The 15,806-nt window shown below is 48.9% G+C and carries 11 protein-coding genes; 10 read left to right on the forward strand and 1 reads right to left on the reverse strand.

Translation table 11 applies throughout. The annotated features are described in order from the left end of the window. Nucleotides 1-222: 222 nt before the first annotated feature. From FHT67_RS10325 to FHT67_RS10335, 3 genes are read left to right on the forward strand one after another with little or no spacing between them, the layout of a single operon-like run. On the forward strand, nucleotides 223-1,749 hold the full coding sequence (locus FHT67_RS10325; protein WP_167197866.1) for a spore germination protein: 1,527 nt from the start codon (nucleotides 223-225) through the stop codon (nucleotides 1,747-1,749). Next, on the forward strand, nucleotides 1,746-2,915 hold the full coding sequence (locus FHT67_RS10330) for a Ger(x)C family spore germination protein (protein ID WP_167197868.1): 1,170 nt from the start codon (nucleotides 1,746-1,748) through the stop codon (nucleotides 2,913-2,915). The genes FHT67_RS10325 and FHT67_RS10330 overlap by 4 nt, the downstream gene beginning before the upstream one ends. Next, the gene (locus tag FHT67_RS10335) at nucleotides 2,912-4,003 is read left to right on the forward strand and encodes a GerAB/ArcD/ProY family transporter (protein ID WP_132305897.1); all 1,092 of its coding nucleotides are present in this window, start codon (nucleotides 2,912-2,914) and stop codon (nucleotides 4,001-4,003) included. The genes FHT67_RS10330 and FHT67_RS10335 overlap by 4 nt, the downstream gene beginning before the upstream one ends. A 30-nt stretch (nucleotides 4,004-4,033) precedes the next feature. Here the strand turns inward: FHT67_RS10335 and arfA are convergent, their stop codons facing one another. After that, nucleotides 4,034-5,545 carry an arabinosylfuranosidase ArfA gene (gene arfA, locus FHT67_RS10340; RefSeq protein WP_167197871.1) on the reverse strand — a complete coding sequence of 504 codons (1,512 nt, stop codon included), beginning with the start codon at nucleotides 5,543-5,545 and terminating at the stop codon, nucleotides 4,034-4,036. 139 nt (nucleotides 5,546-5,684) lie between these two features. On the opposite strand from arfA, the gene FHT67_RS10345 reads away from it, so the two are divergent. From FHT67_RS10345 to FHT67_RS10375, 7 genes are all read left to right on the forward strand, one after another. Further along, nucleotides 5,685-6,584: an ArsR/SmtB family transcription factor gene (locus FHT67_RS10345; protein ID WP_167197874.1), complete on the forward strand. Its 900-nt coding sequence runs from the start codon at nucleotides 5,685-5,687 to the stop codon at nucleotides 6,582-6,584. A 139-nt stretch (nucleotides 6,585-6,723) separates the two neighbouring features. Further along, a complete protein-coding gene (locus FHT67_RS10350) occupies nucleotides 6,724-8,238 on the forward strand; it encodes a spore germination protein (protein WP_243867052.1) in 1,515 nt (504 codons plus the stop codon). Further along, entirely contained in the window at nucleotides 8,195-9,445 is a 1,251-nt protein-coding gene (locus FHT67_RS10355; protein ID WP_279591535.1) for a Ger(x)C family spore germination protein, read from the forward strand. Before FHT67_RS10350 ends, FHT67_RS10355 begins: the two co-directional genes overlap by 44 nt. A 243-nt stretch (nucleotides 9,446-9,688) precedes the next feature. After that, nucleotides 9,689-10,804 carry a GerAB/ArcD/ProY family transporter gene (locus FHT67_RS10360; RefSeq protein WP_167197882.1) on the forward strand — a complete coding sequence of 372 codons (1,116 nt, stop codon included), beginning with the start codon at nucleotides 9,689-9,691 and terminating at the stop codon, nucleotides 10,802-10,804. Nucleotides 10,805-11,075: 271 nt separating this feature from the next. Next, nucleotides 11,076-12,398: an ABC transporter substrate-binding protein gene (locus tag FHT67_RS10365; RefSeq protein ID WP_167197885.1), complete on the forward strand. Its 1,323-nt coding sequence runs from the start codon at nucleotides 11,076-11,078 to the stop codon at nucleotides 12,396-12,398. A gap of 5 nt (nucleotides 12,399-12,403) precedes the next feature. After that, nucleotides 12,404-14,194: a sensor histidine kinase gene (locus FHT67_RS10370; RefSeq protein ID WP_167197888.1), complete on the forward strand. Its 1,791-nt coding sequence runs from the start codon at nucleotides 12,404-12,406 to the stop codon at nucleotides 14,192-14,194. Beyond that, a complete protein-coding gene (locus FHT67_RS10375; RefSeq protein WP_132305881.1) occupies nucleotides 14,179-15,798 on the forward strand; it encodes a response regulator transcription factor in 1,620 nt (539 codons plus the stop codon). Before FHT67_RS10370 ends, FHT67_RS10375 begins: the two co-directional genes overlap by 16 nt. Nucleotides 15,799-15,806: the final 8 nt, after the last annotated feature.

Below are 15,806 nucleotides of genomic sequence, written 5' to 3' on the forward strand. Positions count from 1 at the left end.
ACTATAAAACCGTATTTGTTCATGAGTAAAATCCTTTCTGAGATCGAAGTGCAGATCGAAGTACAGGGGGATTGACCATGACCATTATGTTCCATCAATTTGACAGTTATTATTCTTACGACCTGTTTGCAAGCTCTTTGGTCGCAACTCTATCGAACGTTTAAAACCCCGGCAAGAAGGTAAACATGAGCATATTCATTTTCTTAGTTGGGGAGGTGCTGCATGTTTATCGAAGCTAGCTCCAAATCAGAGCTAAATGAATCTCTAGAAATAAATGAACAGACGCTTAAGGGGATATTCAGCAACTGCTATGATATCGTTTTTCGGCGTATACAAATATTCGGTCAAATCAATGCTTTATTAATCTATATGGATGGTCTCGTAGACACCATAGCCCTGGATCAAATCCTGTTGAAGCCCTGGATGCTTGGATTTCCTTCTATTAAGTTAAACGATACAGACAAAGTAGACGCTATCCTGGAGCAGCAGCTGGTAGCCGTCTCCAAGACTGCAACTGCCAGAAATATCGATACGATCGTGCAAGGCATCCTAACTGCGAATGTCGTTATTCTAGCAGAACGTGCGGCAAATGCGATTATTGCGGATTTGAAGGGCTTCGAGCATCGAGCTGTCGAGGAGCCCTCCAATGAAATTACGCTCCGGGGACCAAGAGAAGGCTTTACGGAAAACCTTAACATTAACACAAGCATGGTTCGCCGGAAACTCCAAAGTCCAAAGCTTAAGATGGAATCGGTGACATTGGGCAGCTTGTCCCGAACAACCGTGGTAATCGGTTATTTGGAAGGTATCGCAAATCAATCGGTTGTCGAAAAGGTTCGCAAGCGAATTGGCGAAATTCAAATCGATACCGTGCTTGGCGGCAATTTTATCGAGGAATTTATTGAAGACCATCCGTTCACTTTCTTTCCGCAAATCCAGAACACGGAGCGGCCGGATATTGTAGCAGCTTATCTTGCAGAGAGGAAGGTAGCGATATTCGTGGACGGATCTCCTTTTGTCCTTATCGCACCATGCACGCTTTGGAATGCCTTCCAATCCGCAGATGATTATTACGAGAGATTTCTGTATGCCACCATGATTCGCTGGCTGCGAATGATCTTGATCATCGGTTCCTTATTCATGCCCTCCATGTATGTCGCCATTACCACCTTCCATCCGCAATTGCTGCCTGCGAATTTCCTGCTCAGCATTACCTCGGCGCGTGAAGGAGTACCGTTTCCCGCCGTTATTGAAGCATTTCTCATGGAATTTCTGTTCGAAGGCCTTAGGGAGGCCGGCATCCGTTTGCCGCGTCCCACAGGCTCGGCTATCAGCATCGTAGGTGCTCTCGTGATCGGACAGGCAGCCGTTGAAGCAGGGATTGTATCGGCTCCGATGGTTATCGTGGTTTCCATAACGGGTATCGCTTCGTTGATAACTCCTCGTTACAGCATGGGGATCGCATTTCGAATGCTTCGATTTCCGATGCTTCTCTTTTCGGGTATGTTTGGCTTATACGGCATTACGATGGCCACGTTATTGCTTCATATTCACCTCACGAATTTGGAGTCGTTTGGAGTGCCTTATTTAAGCCCGATATCTCCCTTATCTAAAGAGGAACTCAAGGATGTTCTCATCCGTGCACCCAGATGGAGCATGCATTCCTTGCCGTTATCGGGATCAAAGCGCCATAAGCGACGCTTTCCCAGAGGTCAAAAACCTGGCACCCAAGGAGACGACGCGCAGTGAAATTCCGCCTTTCAGTCTGTCTTAGTCTGTTATTTTGTTTCGCCCTTCTTCTTACAGGATGCTGGGACCGGGAAGAGCTTTCCGACAGGGCATTTGACCTTGCTGCCTCGACCGATTTATTGGAGAACGGCACCTATTTATCTGCAGGTCAATTCATCATTCCATCGAGAGTCTCCGGACAATCCAGCAATGGAAAGCCTTACTTTATCGAAACGGGCACCGGGAAATCGCTTACTGAAGCCATTCAAAAAACGCGGCAGAAGCTTTCACGCATCATTACCCGCGGTCACAGAAGAAATTATTATATTGGCGAGGAGCTGGCTAAACGCGGGATCAAGGACCTACTAGACGGATTTTCCCGTGATCCCGGCAATCGGATCCGGCTGGATATTTGGGTCGTTAAGGGGGGACGGGGATTGGATGCCTTAAAGGTACAATATCCTTTGGAGAAGATCCCTTCTGTCGCATCCGTCAAAATTCACAAAGCGGTGGGAGGAACGACAGGCACCTCTTATATCGATTTTATGATGGCGGCAAGCGAAGAGGGCAGCAGCCCGACCTTGCCGGTTGTTGATATTGTCCAGGAAGATGCTCCGCAAGAAACGATTCGTTTTTATGGCCGCGCGATTTTTAACCATGACTTTAAGATGATCGGCTATTTGAATTTCGTCGAAGGCGCTTACCGGCAATGGATCCTTCAGAGGATAAGCTATCTAGACTTTTCGGAAACGATTCCAGAGGCGGGAGGGGACGTCGGGGTCGTTCTCCATCACTTTGGAAGCAAGTTAACCAGCAGCATAATAGAAACAAATAAGATAAAGATGGATATCGAATTGACAGGAGCGGGACATGTTTCGGAAAACAACACCACACTTAACCTGAACGAATCGCACAACGTAAAGCTTATCCAAGCCGAAATAAACAAGCGGATGAGCGAACATGTACAAGCGATGGTTAACAAGGTTCAGAAGCAATTTAAAGCCGATGTATTTGGCTTTAATCAAATCGTGAACCGCCAGCATCCCGCGGTGTGGAATGAAATAAAAGGGAAATGGGATACGATTTTTCCGGAAATCGATGTACACGTTCGGGTCAAAATCAACCTGAAATATGTGGGACTGGTTGGACCTCCGCTTCAATATAAAGAAAGTGAGATCAGATCATGAAAATTTCCGGGTATCAGCTGTTTTGGCTTATGTTTACGATGGAATACGGAATGACGGCCATCTTTACTCTATCTCCTGCCGTCTTTCAGTCTAAGCAGGACACTTGGATATCGATCATTTTCGCGTCCTTGCTTGCGTTGGCAGTCACTTATATCGCCGTAAAGCTTGGTCTGCTCTATCCGGGGCAGACCTTTATCCAATCCAGTCAAACGATCCTTGGCAAATGGCTCGGGAAGCTGATATTGCTTCCATACTTTTTTATGTGGTTTACGGTTACAGGGGTAATTCTGAGGGAATTTGCAGATTTCGTGTTTATTACCTTATTCACATCGACACCGCTTTGGGTGGTTATTCTCATTATGTTATTGGTTGTTGTATATGCTACCTATAGCGGCGGACTCAGAAGTATTGCACGCAGCAGTGAAATAATCGGACCTGTCAGCGCTGCAGGCAGTGTCCTTATTATTCTATTTAGCATGAAAGATTGGGATTGGTTAAGGTTGCTTCCGGTATATTCCAACACGGGATTACTGCCTATTCTTAAAGGAAGCTTAACGCCTGCCTCTTTCCTGGCGGAATCCTTTATGGTCGTCATGCTTGTAGCTTTTATGAAGAAACCGCAGCAGCTCTTGAAATGCTCAATGCTTGGCGTAATTGCCGCTTCAATCGCAATATTAAGCATGACCTTGACTATAATCATGGTTATGGGACCCAACCTTCCGGCTAAATTTATTTACCCTCTTTGTTCCGTCGTCTCCTTTATTTCCGTGATGGAATTTATACAAAACTTGGATATTTTAATTGTATTGCTCTGGATCATCAGCATCTTCACTAAGTTGTCTCTTTATATGTTTATCACCAGCTACGGCACTGCGCAGCTGTTCCGCATTAACAATTGGAAACGGACGATATGGTGGATTGCCCCAATCGTCTTTGTCCTGTCGCTTCTGCCCCGGAACACAAACGATACGATGGATTATGCGAAAACGATCTGGCATGATTGGATCTTTCCCATCAATCTCGTTGGAGTTCCATTATTGCTGCTCATAATAGGCTCTATCCGTAAAAAAAGCATGCAAAAGGCATAAAAAAGGCAGCCGCTGCGGCTGCCTTTCGTATTATCCCTTTTTCGTCTGCAAGCGAATCACGTTCCAGGAAGCTTTACCCAAGATAGCTTGAACGCTGCCGTTATCTGCCGTAGTGCGGCCTCCGGCACGCGGAACGACATTGCGAGGATTGGACTTGGTGTTTGTTGCTTTCAAATCCTCGCTTTCCATGACGATATGCTCGATAACGCTGACCTCGCCAAAGCTGCGGAGGTCCAGGCTCAGCTCCATTCGCTCTTCCAGATGGCGGTTAACGGCAAAGACCGTAATCAGACCTTGCTCCTCGTCGTGGACGCTGATCGCTTCGAGATAAGGAACGTCGGTGAAGTCCTTGGAATCATATTTCGGAGAAGAGATGACCGCTTGCAGCACCGTACCCCGTCCGAAGTTCGACGCATGCAAGAACGGATAGTAAGTCGTTTGCAGCCAGATCGCGCCGTTCGTTTCCGTCATGATTGGCGCGATAACGTTAATCAATTGGGCAATGCAGGCCATTTTGACGCGGTCCGCATGCTTAAGCAGCGTAATCAGGAAGCAGCCGACCGCAAGAGCATCCTCGTGCGTGTACACATCTTCAAACTCCGGAGGAGCAATCTGCCAGCGTTCGTCGGCGCGGCTGGTACCGATCGTGTTCCATACGTTCCATTCGTCAAGCGAGAGCATGATTGTCTTCTTGCTCCGTTTCTTCGCTTTCACATAGTCGCAGATCGCGGCTACGCTGTCGATAAATTGGTCCATATCGAGCGATTTGGCAAGAAAGTTCGCCGTATCGTTATTATTGTTATTGTAGTAAGTATGAAGAGACAGGTAGTCCACCTGATCATAAGTAAGATCTAGTACGGTTGCTTCCCAGTCCGCAAAGGTACTCATGCCGCTGCTGGAGCTTCCGCAGGCTACAAGCTCAATCGACGGGTCAACCCATTTCATTACCTTTGCGGTCTCATTGGCGAGCCTTCCGTATTCGACGGCCGTCTTGGCGCCAATCTGCCACGGACCGTCCATTTCGTTGCCCAGGCACCAGGTTTTGAATCGGTGAGGCTCCTTGTAGCCGTGAGAAATCCGCAGGTCGCTCCAATAAGTACCGCCGGGATGATTGCAGTATTCAACCAGATTTCTAGCCGCATCCATTCCCCTCGTACCGAGATTCACCGCCATCATGACATCGGTTCCAACCAGCTTGGCCCAATCCGCGAATTCGTTGGTGCCTACCTCGTTGGTTTCCGTCGTCCACCAGGCCAGCTCAAGCAGACGTTTCCGCTCGCTCTTCGGCCCAACGCCATCCTCCCAATTGTAGCCCGATACAAAGTTGCCGCCCGGATACCGGATAATAGGGACCTGCAAAGCTTTGATGGCTTCAATGGCATCTTGCCGGAAGCCGTTCTCGTCAGCCGTCGGATGTCCCGGATCATAAATGCCGCCGTATACGGCGCGGCCCAAATGCTCGATAAAGGAACCGTATACACGGGGATCAACGGGGGAGACGGTAAAGTTCTTGTCAATAAGCATGCTGGAACGAATAGTCATGGAAAAGCCTCCTTTAGAATTAGGGAAAAACAAAATCCGTATGGGTTGAAATCCTATATTATTCGTAACATAATAGGTAATAGCAAACAACAATAAGTTTTAGGATTTTGTAAAAACAAAATCCTACTGAGGTGATAAGATGCTGTCCACCAATGCGGAGTCGTTAATGGTTTATGAAGCGCTGGCGAGCGAGGTGCGTTTAAAAATTATCGATAAATTATTTGAGAGGGAGCGCCATGTAAAGGAGCTCGCCTCCGAGATGTTTCTTAGCAGCGCGGTCATCAGCGGCCATATTCGCAAGCTGGAACAAGCGGGAATTGTCGGCAGCAAGATGAAGCGGATTGACGGAGGAACTTATAAGTATTGTTATATCAAGTCTGAGTTTCTTCAGATCAAGCTGTCTCCCAATATTTCCTCGTCCTTAAGCTTTCATGGGCTGTCCGTGCCAATCGGCCACTACACCAACTACGAGGCATGGCCAACCTGCGGGGTTGCAACAACGGAGAAAATGATCGGGCAGTACGATAATCCGGCCTGCTTCATGGACCCGGAGAGGGTAAACGCGGGAATCCTGTGGCTTGCAAGAGGCTGGGTGGAATACAAAATTCCTAATTATCTGTATAAGGATCAACGGCTGCACGAGATCGAAATTTCCTTCGAAATCGGCTCCGAGGCTCCCCGCGTAAACGAGAATTGGCCGTCGGATATCCATTTCAGTCTCAACGGCAGATCGCTTGGCGTATGGACAAGCCCGGGAGATTTCGGGAAAACAAGGGGAAGGCTCACACCGGATTGGTGGTCCAGCGACGTTAATCAGTACGGCCTCTTGAAGGTGCTCCGGGTCAAGGAGAGCGGCTCGTATATCGACGGTTTGAAAATATCGGACGTGGGTCTTAGAGATGTCGGAACGGGTGCAATTAACTGGACATTCCGCATCGCGGCGGAAGATACGGGGCGCGGGCGGGGAGGACTAACCCTGTACGGAAAGGGCTTTGGCAACTACGATCAGGATATTGTTTTTAGAAGTTTTTATGTGTGAATTTATGAATATTTGACTGGAATAATTGTTGGCGGACCTGCCCGGGGTTCGTCTTTTTTTGTTGCATAAATAATGGTAATTAGAGGAAACACTATTAAAACTGCAGTAAGTTGGGGTGAAACAAATGAGGTCTTCAAGCATGCCGCCGGAAAATGGGATTCCGATAACTTTGCATTCCGATCTTCAGGGAAATTTGGATTTTTTCAAAAAAGAAACCAACTCTAGTCCGGATATCATCATTCGCGAATGGAATTTCGGATCCTGTCAAGCTGCTTTAATATTTGTAGCCGGACTAGTAGATAACCAATTCATCAATCAGTTTATCATGTCTCCCTTGGTCCCTTTTTCGGATGCAACAGAGGATCGTTTAATGGATATCTTCAAGCAACACCGGCTGCCTATAGGAGGGATCCAGGAGACCGACGACCTAAACACTCTATTAACTGGTCTGTTATCCGGGGATACCGTATTCCTATGCGATGGGTACGACCGCGGGTTGCTGATTGCATCTAAAGGATGGGAAGAGCGAGGCGTAGAAGAGTCAACCTCCCAGACCGTGATTCGCGGACCGAAGGATGGTTTTACAGAAAGCCTGACAACAAATATCGCTTTGGTACGGCGGAGAATCGTCAATCCAAATCTATGGTCTGAACACTACCGCATCGGTCAGGTTACGAAGACGAGGGTTGCGATTATTTATATTAACGGAATCGCTTCCAACAAGGTGGTAGATGAAGTCCGAGAAAGATTAAAACGGATTGAGATCGACGGGATATTGGAGAGCGGATACATCGAGGAAATGATTCAAGATAATAAATTTACGGTTTTTCCGACCGTATTCAACAGTGAAAGACCCGATGTCATTTCCGCCGGACTGCTCGAGGGTCGCGTCGCAATCATTGTGGACGGTACACCATTCGTGCTGATGGTTCCGGCTTTATTCACGCATTTTTTTCAAGCTGCCGAAGACTATTACCAACGTTTTGACATTTCTACTTTCATCCGTTGGCTTCGCTACTTTGCATTTATAATCGCATTGCTTGGGCCCTCCCTATATATCGCTATTACGACATTTCACCATGATATGCTGCCGCCCCAATTACTGATCAGTTTGTCGGCGCAGCGGGAAGGCATTCCCTTTCCCGCCTTTATCGAGGCCTTGATGATGGAGCTGACGTTTGAATTACTGCGCGAAGCCGGGATACGGCTGCCTAGAGCAGTCGGCCAATCTATCTCAATTGTAGGGGCGCTGGTCATTGGCCAAGCTGCAGTTCAAGCAGGTATCGTATCGGCTGCCATGGTTATTGTCGTATCCATCACGGCGATTGCAAGTTTTACCATGCCCGCTTATAACATGGCAATCTCGATTAGGATGTTAAGATTCGGGATGATGGGTATTGCGGCTTGTTTTGGTTTATTCGGTGTTGTGGCTGGGCTGATTTTTATCATTCAGCATTTATGCCATTTGCGATCTTTCGGGATTCCTTACTTGTCGCCATTTGCTCCTGTGAATGTTTCCATGCAAAGAGATACATTGCTGCGTGCTCCTTGGTGGATCATGCGGAAAAAGGTGAGCATGGCCAATTTGAAGGAAAACGCTGGCGGTAATCATGCTGATAGGGACACTCCTACATCGAAAAGGGAAGGGGAGTAAATTGAGAACAGTCATTATTGTGCTGGTAGCCGCGATGAGCTGCTTTATGCTTTCAGGATGCTGGAACCGGCGTGAGCTGAATGAATTAGCCGTATCCGTAGCCGTTGGCGTGGACAAAAAAGGGGATGGAATAATCCTCTCCGATCAAATCCTTAATGCGGGCGCAATATCCGGGCAAAGCAACCGTTCTTCAACGAGCGCTCCGGTTAACTTATTTCAGGAGTCGGGGGGAAGTTTTCAAGAAGCGGCAAGGAAAATGACAAGAAGAAGTACGAGGAAAATATATGTCGGGCAGCTGCAGATGCTGATATTGGGTGAGGATTTTGCCAGAGAAGGGGTGACCAAAGTGCTGGATCATATTTCGAGAGATCATGAATACCGAAGCGATTTTTATGTCATCGTGGCTCGAGAAACGGAAGCACGGGATGTCTTGAGAATTTCCACGCCATTGGAGAAAACTCCCGCGACAAAACTAAAAAACTCACTCGAAGTATCCGCAAAAGCATGGGGAGGGACTACAGCCGTAGAGTTTCGCGATTTTACTTCCAACCTGATCAGTAAGAGCAGAGAAGCGGTTCTGACCGGGCTACGGCTCGAGGGCTCCTTCGAAAAAGGAAACAACCTGAGCAATACAACAAAGGTCTTTCCAAGCGCTCGCCTTGTGTTTGCAGGGCTTGCTGTCTTTAAGAAAGATAAGTTAATTGGCTGGTTAAACGAAAAAGAAAGCTTCGGCTACAATTTCACTCAGGGAAAAATTACCAGCACATCTTTGCTTCAACCATGTCCGGATAGTGACCGTAAGTTGACGGTTGAGCTGGTGCGCACGAAGTCCAAGATGAAAGCCTTTATCAAGGACGGGAAACCGTTGGTCCAAATTGACGTCAAAGCTGACGGAATCGTAACGGACGCTCAGTGTCCGCTGGATTTTACGAAACCGGAAACGATCACGCAAGTAGAGAACAATTCCAACGCCCAAATAAAAAGTTATATTTCATCGGCCGTTCAGAAGATGCAGAGCAGCCGGTACAATTCCGACATTTTTGGATTTGGCGCACTATTCGAGCGTAAATACCCGAAGTATTGGAAAAAAGCAAAAAGCGAATGGGATAGCGTGTTTCCCACCATACAGATTAAGATTCAACCGAAGGTCAATGTGAAACAAATGTTCAAGACAACCAAATCATTCAGCGAACGGATGAAGGAGTAGCGGTCATGTTTGGTATAACAGCTGTCATAGCAGTCAGTGCTGTTATTGTCGCCTATGAATGGCCCGGATTGAGAAAGCAAGGTTCTGCACGGGCGATAGTCGCCTTTTTCACTATGCTGTTTATCGGGTTAGGGATAATGATTTGCATTTTTGCGGGAATCGAAGTTCCGAGCCCGGCAGAACCGCTTAGAATCCTATTCGAACCCATGGGTAAGGCAATACGAGGAGAGTGAGGTATCGTAAATGGGGGAAGCGAAGATTAAAGCCACTCAGTTCAAAAAAATGGTTTTCTTGTTTACGATTGGAACCTCCATTATCCTTGTTCCGAGCGCGCTGGCTTCCGATGCAAAAAACGATGCATGGACACCGGTTCTGCTCGGGACTATGGCGGCACTGCTTCTAATCGGCCTTTATCTTGCGTTGGCTCGTCTGGTTCCGGGAAAAACGATCGTGGAGATATGCATGGTTTTATTCGGGAAATGGATAGGCATGTTTTTTTCCCTTTCCCTGTTTCTGTATTCCTTTCTCTTAACTACGCTCGTCCTGCGGAATCTTGGCGACTTTCTAACAGCATCCATGTTTCCGGAAACGCCTATTACGGCGATCCATTTGGTGTATCTGCTGATCGTTGCTATAGGTATCCGATATGGCCTATCTAATCTAGCAAGGACAATGGATATTTTTTATCCCTTTATTATCATATTGTTTATTATATTCGTCATTTTGCTCATGCCGGAGATTAAATTCAATCAAATACAACCTGTATTAAGCAACGGAATTTCGCCGATTCTCAATGCGACTTATTCCTACGTAAGCTTTCCCTGTCTCGAATACGTATTATTTCTTATGATTTTGCCTCATGTCGAGGATCCAAGGGAAGGCGGTAAAGCATTCGTCAAAGGAATGCTTCTTGGAGGGCTTGTATTGCTTGCCATTACAACACTATGTCTGCTCGTAATGGGTTCGGAGATGACGGCAAATAATTTGTATGCCAGCTTCGAGTTGGCTAAAATCATTAAAATCGGAGAGTTCCTGCAAAGGGTTGAAGTGATCATAGCGGTTATTTGGTTCGTCACCATTTATTGCAAGCTGATCGTTTGTTTTTATATGACGATTCAAACCTTCTCTCAAAGCTTCAAGCTGGGGGAATACCATCCGCTTATATTCCCGATTGGCATGCTCATTCTTGCGGCGTCCATCATCATTGCTCCAGATATGGGATACTTCATTTCATTTGACAGATACGTCTGGACGATTTGTGCGTTCATCTTCGGATTCGTATTGCCGCTGCTGTTTTTATTGACAGCAATGGTTAGGCATAGTTGGATAAAGTCAAAATCAGGCAGCCGATCGACATGATCGGCTGCCTGATTTTGACGTGCGGGAGGATAAGCCGGACCTTTAATTTTCTATAGTTTGCAAACTTAAATAACATGATATTTCGCGAATAGACAATAATAGGTAAAGCTAAAGCCGATCTTTAGGATTCGTTATCAATGTTAAGTATTCGTTATATCGCCTAAACCCGCGATCCAGTAATGTTAAAGATGCTTAATAAAATTTTTCGACGCAAATCGACGTTGCTTCTTGAGGCAAGGCCGATTCCGCTTGAAGGAGAGTAGAGTAAGGCATGAAAAAGCTGCAGCTCTTACAGACCGGATGGGCCGGATTATTGGTCGTTGCAGCATTAACCGGATGCAGTAACAGTCCGGGGAAACAGCCGGGTAACGCAGACCGTGAAGCAAAGCCCGGGGAGGGATTGGAAGGCAAAACGATTACGTTCGTGACCGGATCCCACCCATGGGTTGACGTCATTAAGCCGTTAATTCCCCAGTTCGAGAAGGAAACCGGCATTAACGTGCGGATCCAGGGCTATTTCGAAGATCAGCTGACACAGAAGCTGACGGTACAATTCACGGCGCGCTCGGAGACGCCGGATGTGTTCATGTACCGGCCGCTGCAGGAAGGAAAGCTGTTCTTCCAGAGCGGCTGGCTTGAACCGCTTGATGCTTATGCCAATCAGGATGCGGAATATGATTTGGGCGATTTCTCGCCGCAATCCATCCGTTCTTCAACGGTAGACGGCAAACTGGCCGGCATTCCGATTGTGACGGAGCAACAAATATTGTATTACCGCAAGGATTTGCTGAAGGAAGCGGGAATTAAGGTTCCCGCTACCATCGATGAGCTTGAAGCGGCGGCAGAGAGGCTGAATCATCCGGAGCAAGGTATTTACGGCTTTGTGGCCAGAGGACAGCGGAGTCCGCTAGTGACGCAGGTCTCGTCGTTTCTATACTCCGAAGGCGGCGACTTTATCAAGAACGGCAAAGCAGCCATTAATTCTCCGGAGGCGATAAAAGCCTTCAAGACCTATGGCGGACTGCTCCGAAATTACGGGCCGCCTAATGCGATCAACATGTCATGGCCTCAGGCAAGCGCCTTTTTTGCGCAAGGGAAAGCCGCGCTTTATACCGATGCCAATTCGATCTACCGCGCGCTTGATACGGAAGAGTCAAAGGTTCGGGAAAATGTCGGCTTTGCGCCGTTTCCTTCGGGGACAAGAGGTTCCATGCCGTACAACATTACGTCCTGGGGGCTTGCCATCAACCCGAAATCGCCGAATAAAGAGGCGGCATGGGCGTTTATTGAATGGGCAAGCGGAAAGTCCGTCATGCTGCTTACCCAGCAAGCGGGTAATCCGGGACCAAGATCGTCGGTATGGAGGGATCCGAGGGGCACGATTGGCTTCCCGGAACAACTGGCAGCCGTATTCCAGCAAACGGTTAACGGAGGCGTTGATCACGATCGTCCTCAGACCGTTGACGTAGCGGCGGCGCGGGAGCAGGTAGGCAAAATCGTACAGATGGTCATCACGGGAGAGACGGACATCCGGCAATCGGCCGATCAGGCCAATGCCGCTCTGCAGGCTCTCCTGGATGAGGAGGCGGAATAACCGGAATGCCGCACCGACTGTCGATGTTCAACAAGATTGCCTTTACCATCATCCTGCTGCTTGTGCCCGTTGTGCTGCTATACGGCTATTCGAACCGGATTGCGACCGGCGTTGTGGAAGAGCAAATGCGCTCGTCCAGCTTGAGCAAGCTTGTCTTCTTTATGGATCAAATGGATGGAACGATGGAAAATCTGTCGATGTTTCCGGTCATCTTAAGCGACGATCCGCATATTCGCGATTTTCTGTCCCCGGCTTCAGGCGAGCCGGAAAGCGGCTTGCTGAAGGAGCAGGCCAGAGTAACGGAAAAGCTGGGACTGCAAAGCGTATCCAGCTCATGGTCCAACGAATCAACCTTTGCTTTTCCACGGAAAAATCTCGTCCTCTCTTCCAATATTTACTTAAACGGCAGCGAAGTCGAGTCGCCAGGCAGGAAGATCATGAACGATTGGACGTATGAGCGGGACAACTCGCGCGGTTATCCGATCGACACGTTTGTCCGCGAGACAGGAGTTCCGGCTGCCGCAGTCAAGGTTGGGGAGGCGGAGGCCGTTATCCAGGTCCGTTTTCCCATCCAGAATATTAGCGACATGCTTGATGTGTACAAGAAGGAAAACCGGGGCGACCCGTTCTTGTTCCGCTCTAATGAGCAGCCTGTCCGCAATAGCACGTATGAGGAGACGGCCTCCGCCAAGGTCATTCGGGAGCTTGGTCACGGGAGCCTTGGGCAAAGCGGCCAACGGCTCTTGAAGATGGATGGACAAACGTATTTGGTCAGTTATTCGAAATCGCGCCAGTTAGGCTGGTATTTGGTTGATTACGTACCGGTCGAACGGATTGTAGCCCCCATCATTCAGGCTAGGAACTGGTTCTACGGCTCTATCGCTTTTCTGATACTGCTCGGGCTGCTGGCTTCCGTTCTGCTCTACCGCAATGTCCAGATCCCGCTGTCCAAGATGATCGCCGGCGTCAAACGGATGAAGGGCGGCGATTTGTCCTGGCGGATCGGCTATAAGGCTAACAATGAATTTGACGAGCTGATTCGGCATTACAACGAAATGGCCGGCCAGATTCAGCGGTTGATCGAAGATATTTACAGCGAAAGGTTAAGATCCAGGGAAGCGACGCTGAAGCAGCTGCAATCACAAATTAATCCGCATTTCCTGTATAATTCGCTGTTCTTTATAATCAACTCCGCCATGATGGAAGACCGGGATTCGGTTATATCCATGTCGGAAAATCTGGCTGAGTTTTATCGGTACACGACCAAGGTGGACAATCAGCTGTCGACCTTGGGAGAGGAGCTTGAATTCGTCCGGCATTACCTGAACATCCATACATTGAGGATGGGAAGGCTGGCCTTCGAGATCGAGGTGCCGGATGCCATGCTGGAGGAGCCGCTTCCGCGTCTTACCTTGCAGCCGATTGTCGAGAATGCGATTGTGCACGGGATTGAAGGGCGTATTGGCGGAGGATGCATCGTCATTACCGGAAGGCAGGAAGGAGATTATAACCTTCTGGAGATTGCCGATAACGGAGCGGGATTAAGCAGTGAGGAAAAGCTTCGGCTGGAAGAGCTGTTAGCCGAGAAGGAAATGGGCGACGAGATCGGATGCGGTACCTGGAACGTGCATCAGCGGCTGCAAGGCCGGTTCGGTAAAGGCTCGGGGCTTCGTTTCCGGCATGCAGCGGATGGAGAAGGCCTTGTCGTTACCATTGCGTGGCTGAAGAGTGAGGCAACTGCCAAAGCGTTGGACGAAAATCGGTTGGAAGGGGAAGCGGTATGGCCCAGCTCTTGATTGTGGATGATGAAGCGCATGTCGTGGACCGTCTGGCCACAACGGTCGATTGGGAATCCGTCGGCATCGATCAGGTGTACAAGGCGTATTCCGGCCAGGAAGCGCTGGAGCAGCTTCATCAATTCTCCATCGATATAGTTATTACGGATATCCGTATGCCGGGTATGTCGGGGCTTCAGCTTATTTCCGAGATTAAGCGGCAATGGCCGAAGACCAAAAGCATCCTGCTCTCGGGTTACTCCGAATTCACCTATGCGAAGCAGGCTATGCAGTTCCAGACCGAGGACTACCTGCTCAAGCCGGTTAAGACCGCGGATCTCCTGTCAACGGTGGAACGCGTGCTTCTCAAGCTGAAGCAGGAGTGGGAGGAGGTTATCTCCGCCCAGCGGATGACGTATACGCTGAAGGAGCATCTGCCGCTCTTAAGGGCAAACCTGCTGCAGGAGCTGCTGCAGGGAAAGCTGTGGAGCAGACAGACGCTTCTGGAAAAAATGTCGCGGTTAGAGCTTGGCGATCAGGATTGGCAGCTTTTTTCGCTGATGGCCGTTCGGCTGGATGACCGCTTCGCGGAGCTTGCCGGCGCGGATATGTCATGGAAGGAATACGCGGTCGCCAATATGGCGGAAGAGCTGTTCGGCGGTCGATACTCGCTGTGGCATGCGAAGGACGCTCATGATTATCTAATCTTCCTGCTGACTCCTAAGGACACAGCGGAAGGAGATGATCCGGGCTGGCTGGAGCGCACGGCATCGGTGCTGCAATCCGCCGTAGGCGTCTACCTGAAAGGAAAGGTATCCATGATGGTAAGCGGCGCGGGCGCTTTTCCGGAAGACGTTCCCGGCTTCTATAACCGGTCGGTCACGGCATTCCGTAACCGGATCGGGCAAGAGCCGGAGCAGTTCATGCGTTTGGAAGAGAAGGAAAGCGAGCCGGCAGCGATACGGTCGCTGGACTACCTGTACGAGCCGCCGGCATTGATTCATTTGCTCGAAGCCGCAAGATGGGAAGCGGTGGAAGAGAGGTATAAGCGGATCTTCACGGGTGTGGAGAGCGGGATAGCCGTGTCCGAAGAGCATTTGCTTGAAATTTATTTCACGATGGCTTCGGCCTATGCCTATATCGCTCATAAGAACGGACGTCTTCTGAACGAAACTCTTGGTACCGATTACAACAAGATGACGACCGGCATGCCGTTCCGGACCGTACAGCATCTTAAGGAATGGGCCTTTCGCACGCTGAAAGCGCTGCAGGAGGATATGGCCAAGGAAACCAAGGATAACCGCCATTCCTTGATTGAAAGAATTCGAAGCTTTATCGATGACAACGTAACCGGCGATATTTCGCTTCAATCGGTGGCCGATTGCGTGAAGCTGCATCCGGTCTATGTATCCAAGGTGTACAAGCTGGAAACAGGCGAAAACTTAAGTGATTACATCCAACGCGCGAAGATGGAGGAAGCGCAGTCCATGCTGCTTCGCAGCGACGAGAAGGTCTACGTCATTGCCGCCAAGCTTGGCTATCAGCGGCCGCATTCCTTCATCAGCGCCTTTAAGAAAGCATTCGGCATGACGCCGCAGGAATACCGCGACGGACAGCCGCAATAAAATATTCT

Origin of the sequence: Paenibacillus sp. BK720 (assembly GCF_011761545.1) — a bacterium.
In the GTDB taxonomy this organism is placed as follows: domain Bacteria; phylum Bacillota; class Bacilli; order Paenibacillales; family Paenibacillaceae; genus Pristimantibacillus.

What these genes read in the sequence shown, in the direction of transcription:
- FHT67_RS10325 (WP_167197866.1), top strand. Translation starts at nt 223, where the DNA reads ATGTTTATCGAAGCTAGCTCCAAATCAGAGCTAAATGAATCTCTAGAA.
- FHT67_RS10375 (WP_132305881.1), top strand. Translation starts at nt 14,179, where the DNA reads ATGGCCCAGCTCTTGATTGTGGATGATGAAGCGCATGTCGTGGACCGT.
- FHT67_RS10365 (WP_167197885.1), top strand. Translation starts at nt 11,076, where the DNA reads ATGAAAAAGCTGCAGCTCTTACAGACCGGATGGGCCGGATTATTGGTC.
- arfA (WP_167197871.1), bottom strand. Translation starts at nt 5,545, where the DNA reads ATGACTATTCGTTCCAGCATGCTTATTGACAAGAACTTTACCGTCTCC.
- FHT67_RS10360 (WP_167197882.1), top strand. Translation starts at nt 9,689, where the DNA reads ATGGGGGAAGCGAAGATTAAAGCCACTCAGTTCAAAAAAATGGTTTTC.
- FHT67_RS10335 (WP_132305897.1), top strand. Translation starts at nt 2,912, where the DNA reads ATGAAAATTTCCGGGTATCAGCTGTTTTGGCTTATGTTTACGATGGAA.
- FHT67_RS10345 (WP_167197874.1), top strand. Translation starts at nt 5,685, where the DNA reads ATGCTGTCCACCAATGCGGAGTCGTTAATGGTTTATGAAGCGCTGGCG.
- FHT67_RS10350 (WP_243867052.1), top strand. Translation starts at nt 6,724, where the DNA reads ATGCCGCCGGAAAATGGGATTCCGATAACTTTGCATTCCGATCTTCAG.
- FHT67_RS10355 (WP_279591535.1), top strand. Translation starts at nt 8,195, where the DNA reads ATGCTGATAGGGACACTCCTACATCGAAAAGGGAAGGGGAGTAAATTG.
- FHT67_RS10370 (WP_167197888.1), top strand. Translation starts at nt 12,404, where the DNA reads ATGCCGCACCGACTGTCGATGTTCAACAAGATTGCCTTTACCATCATC.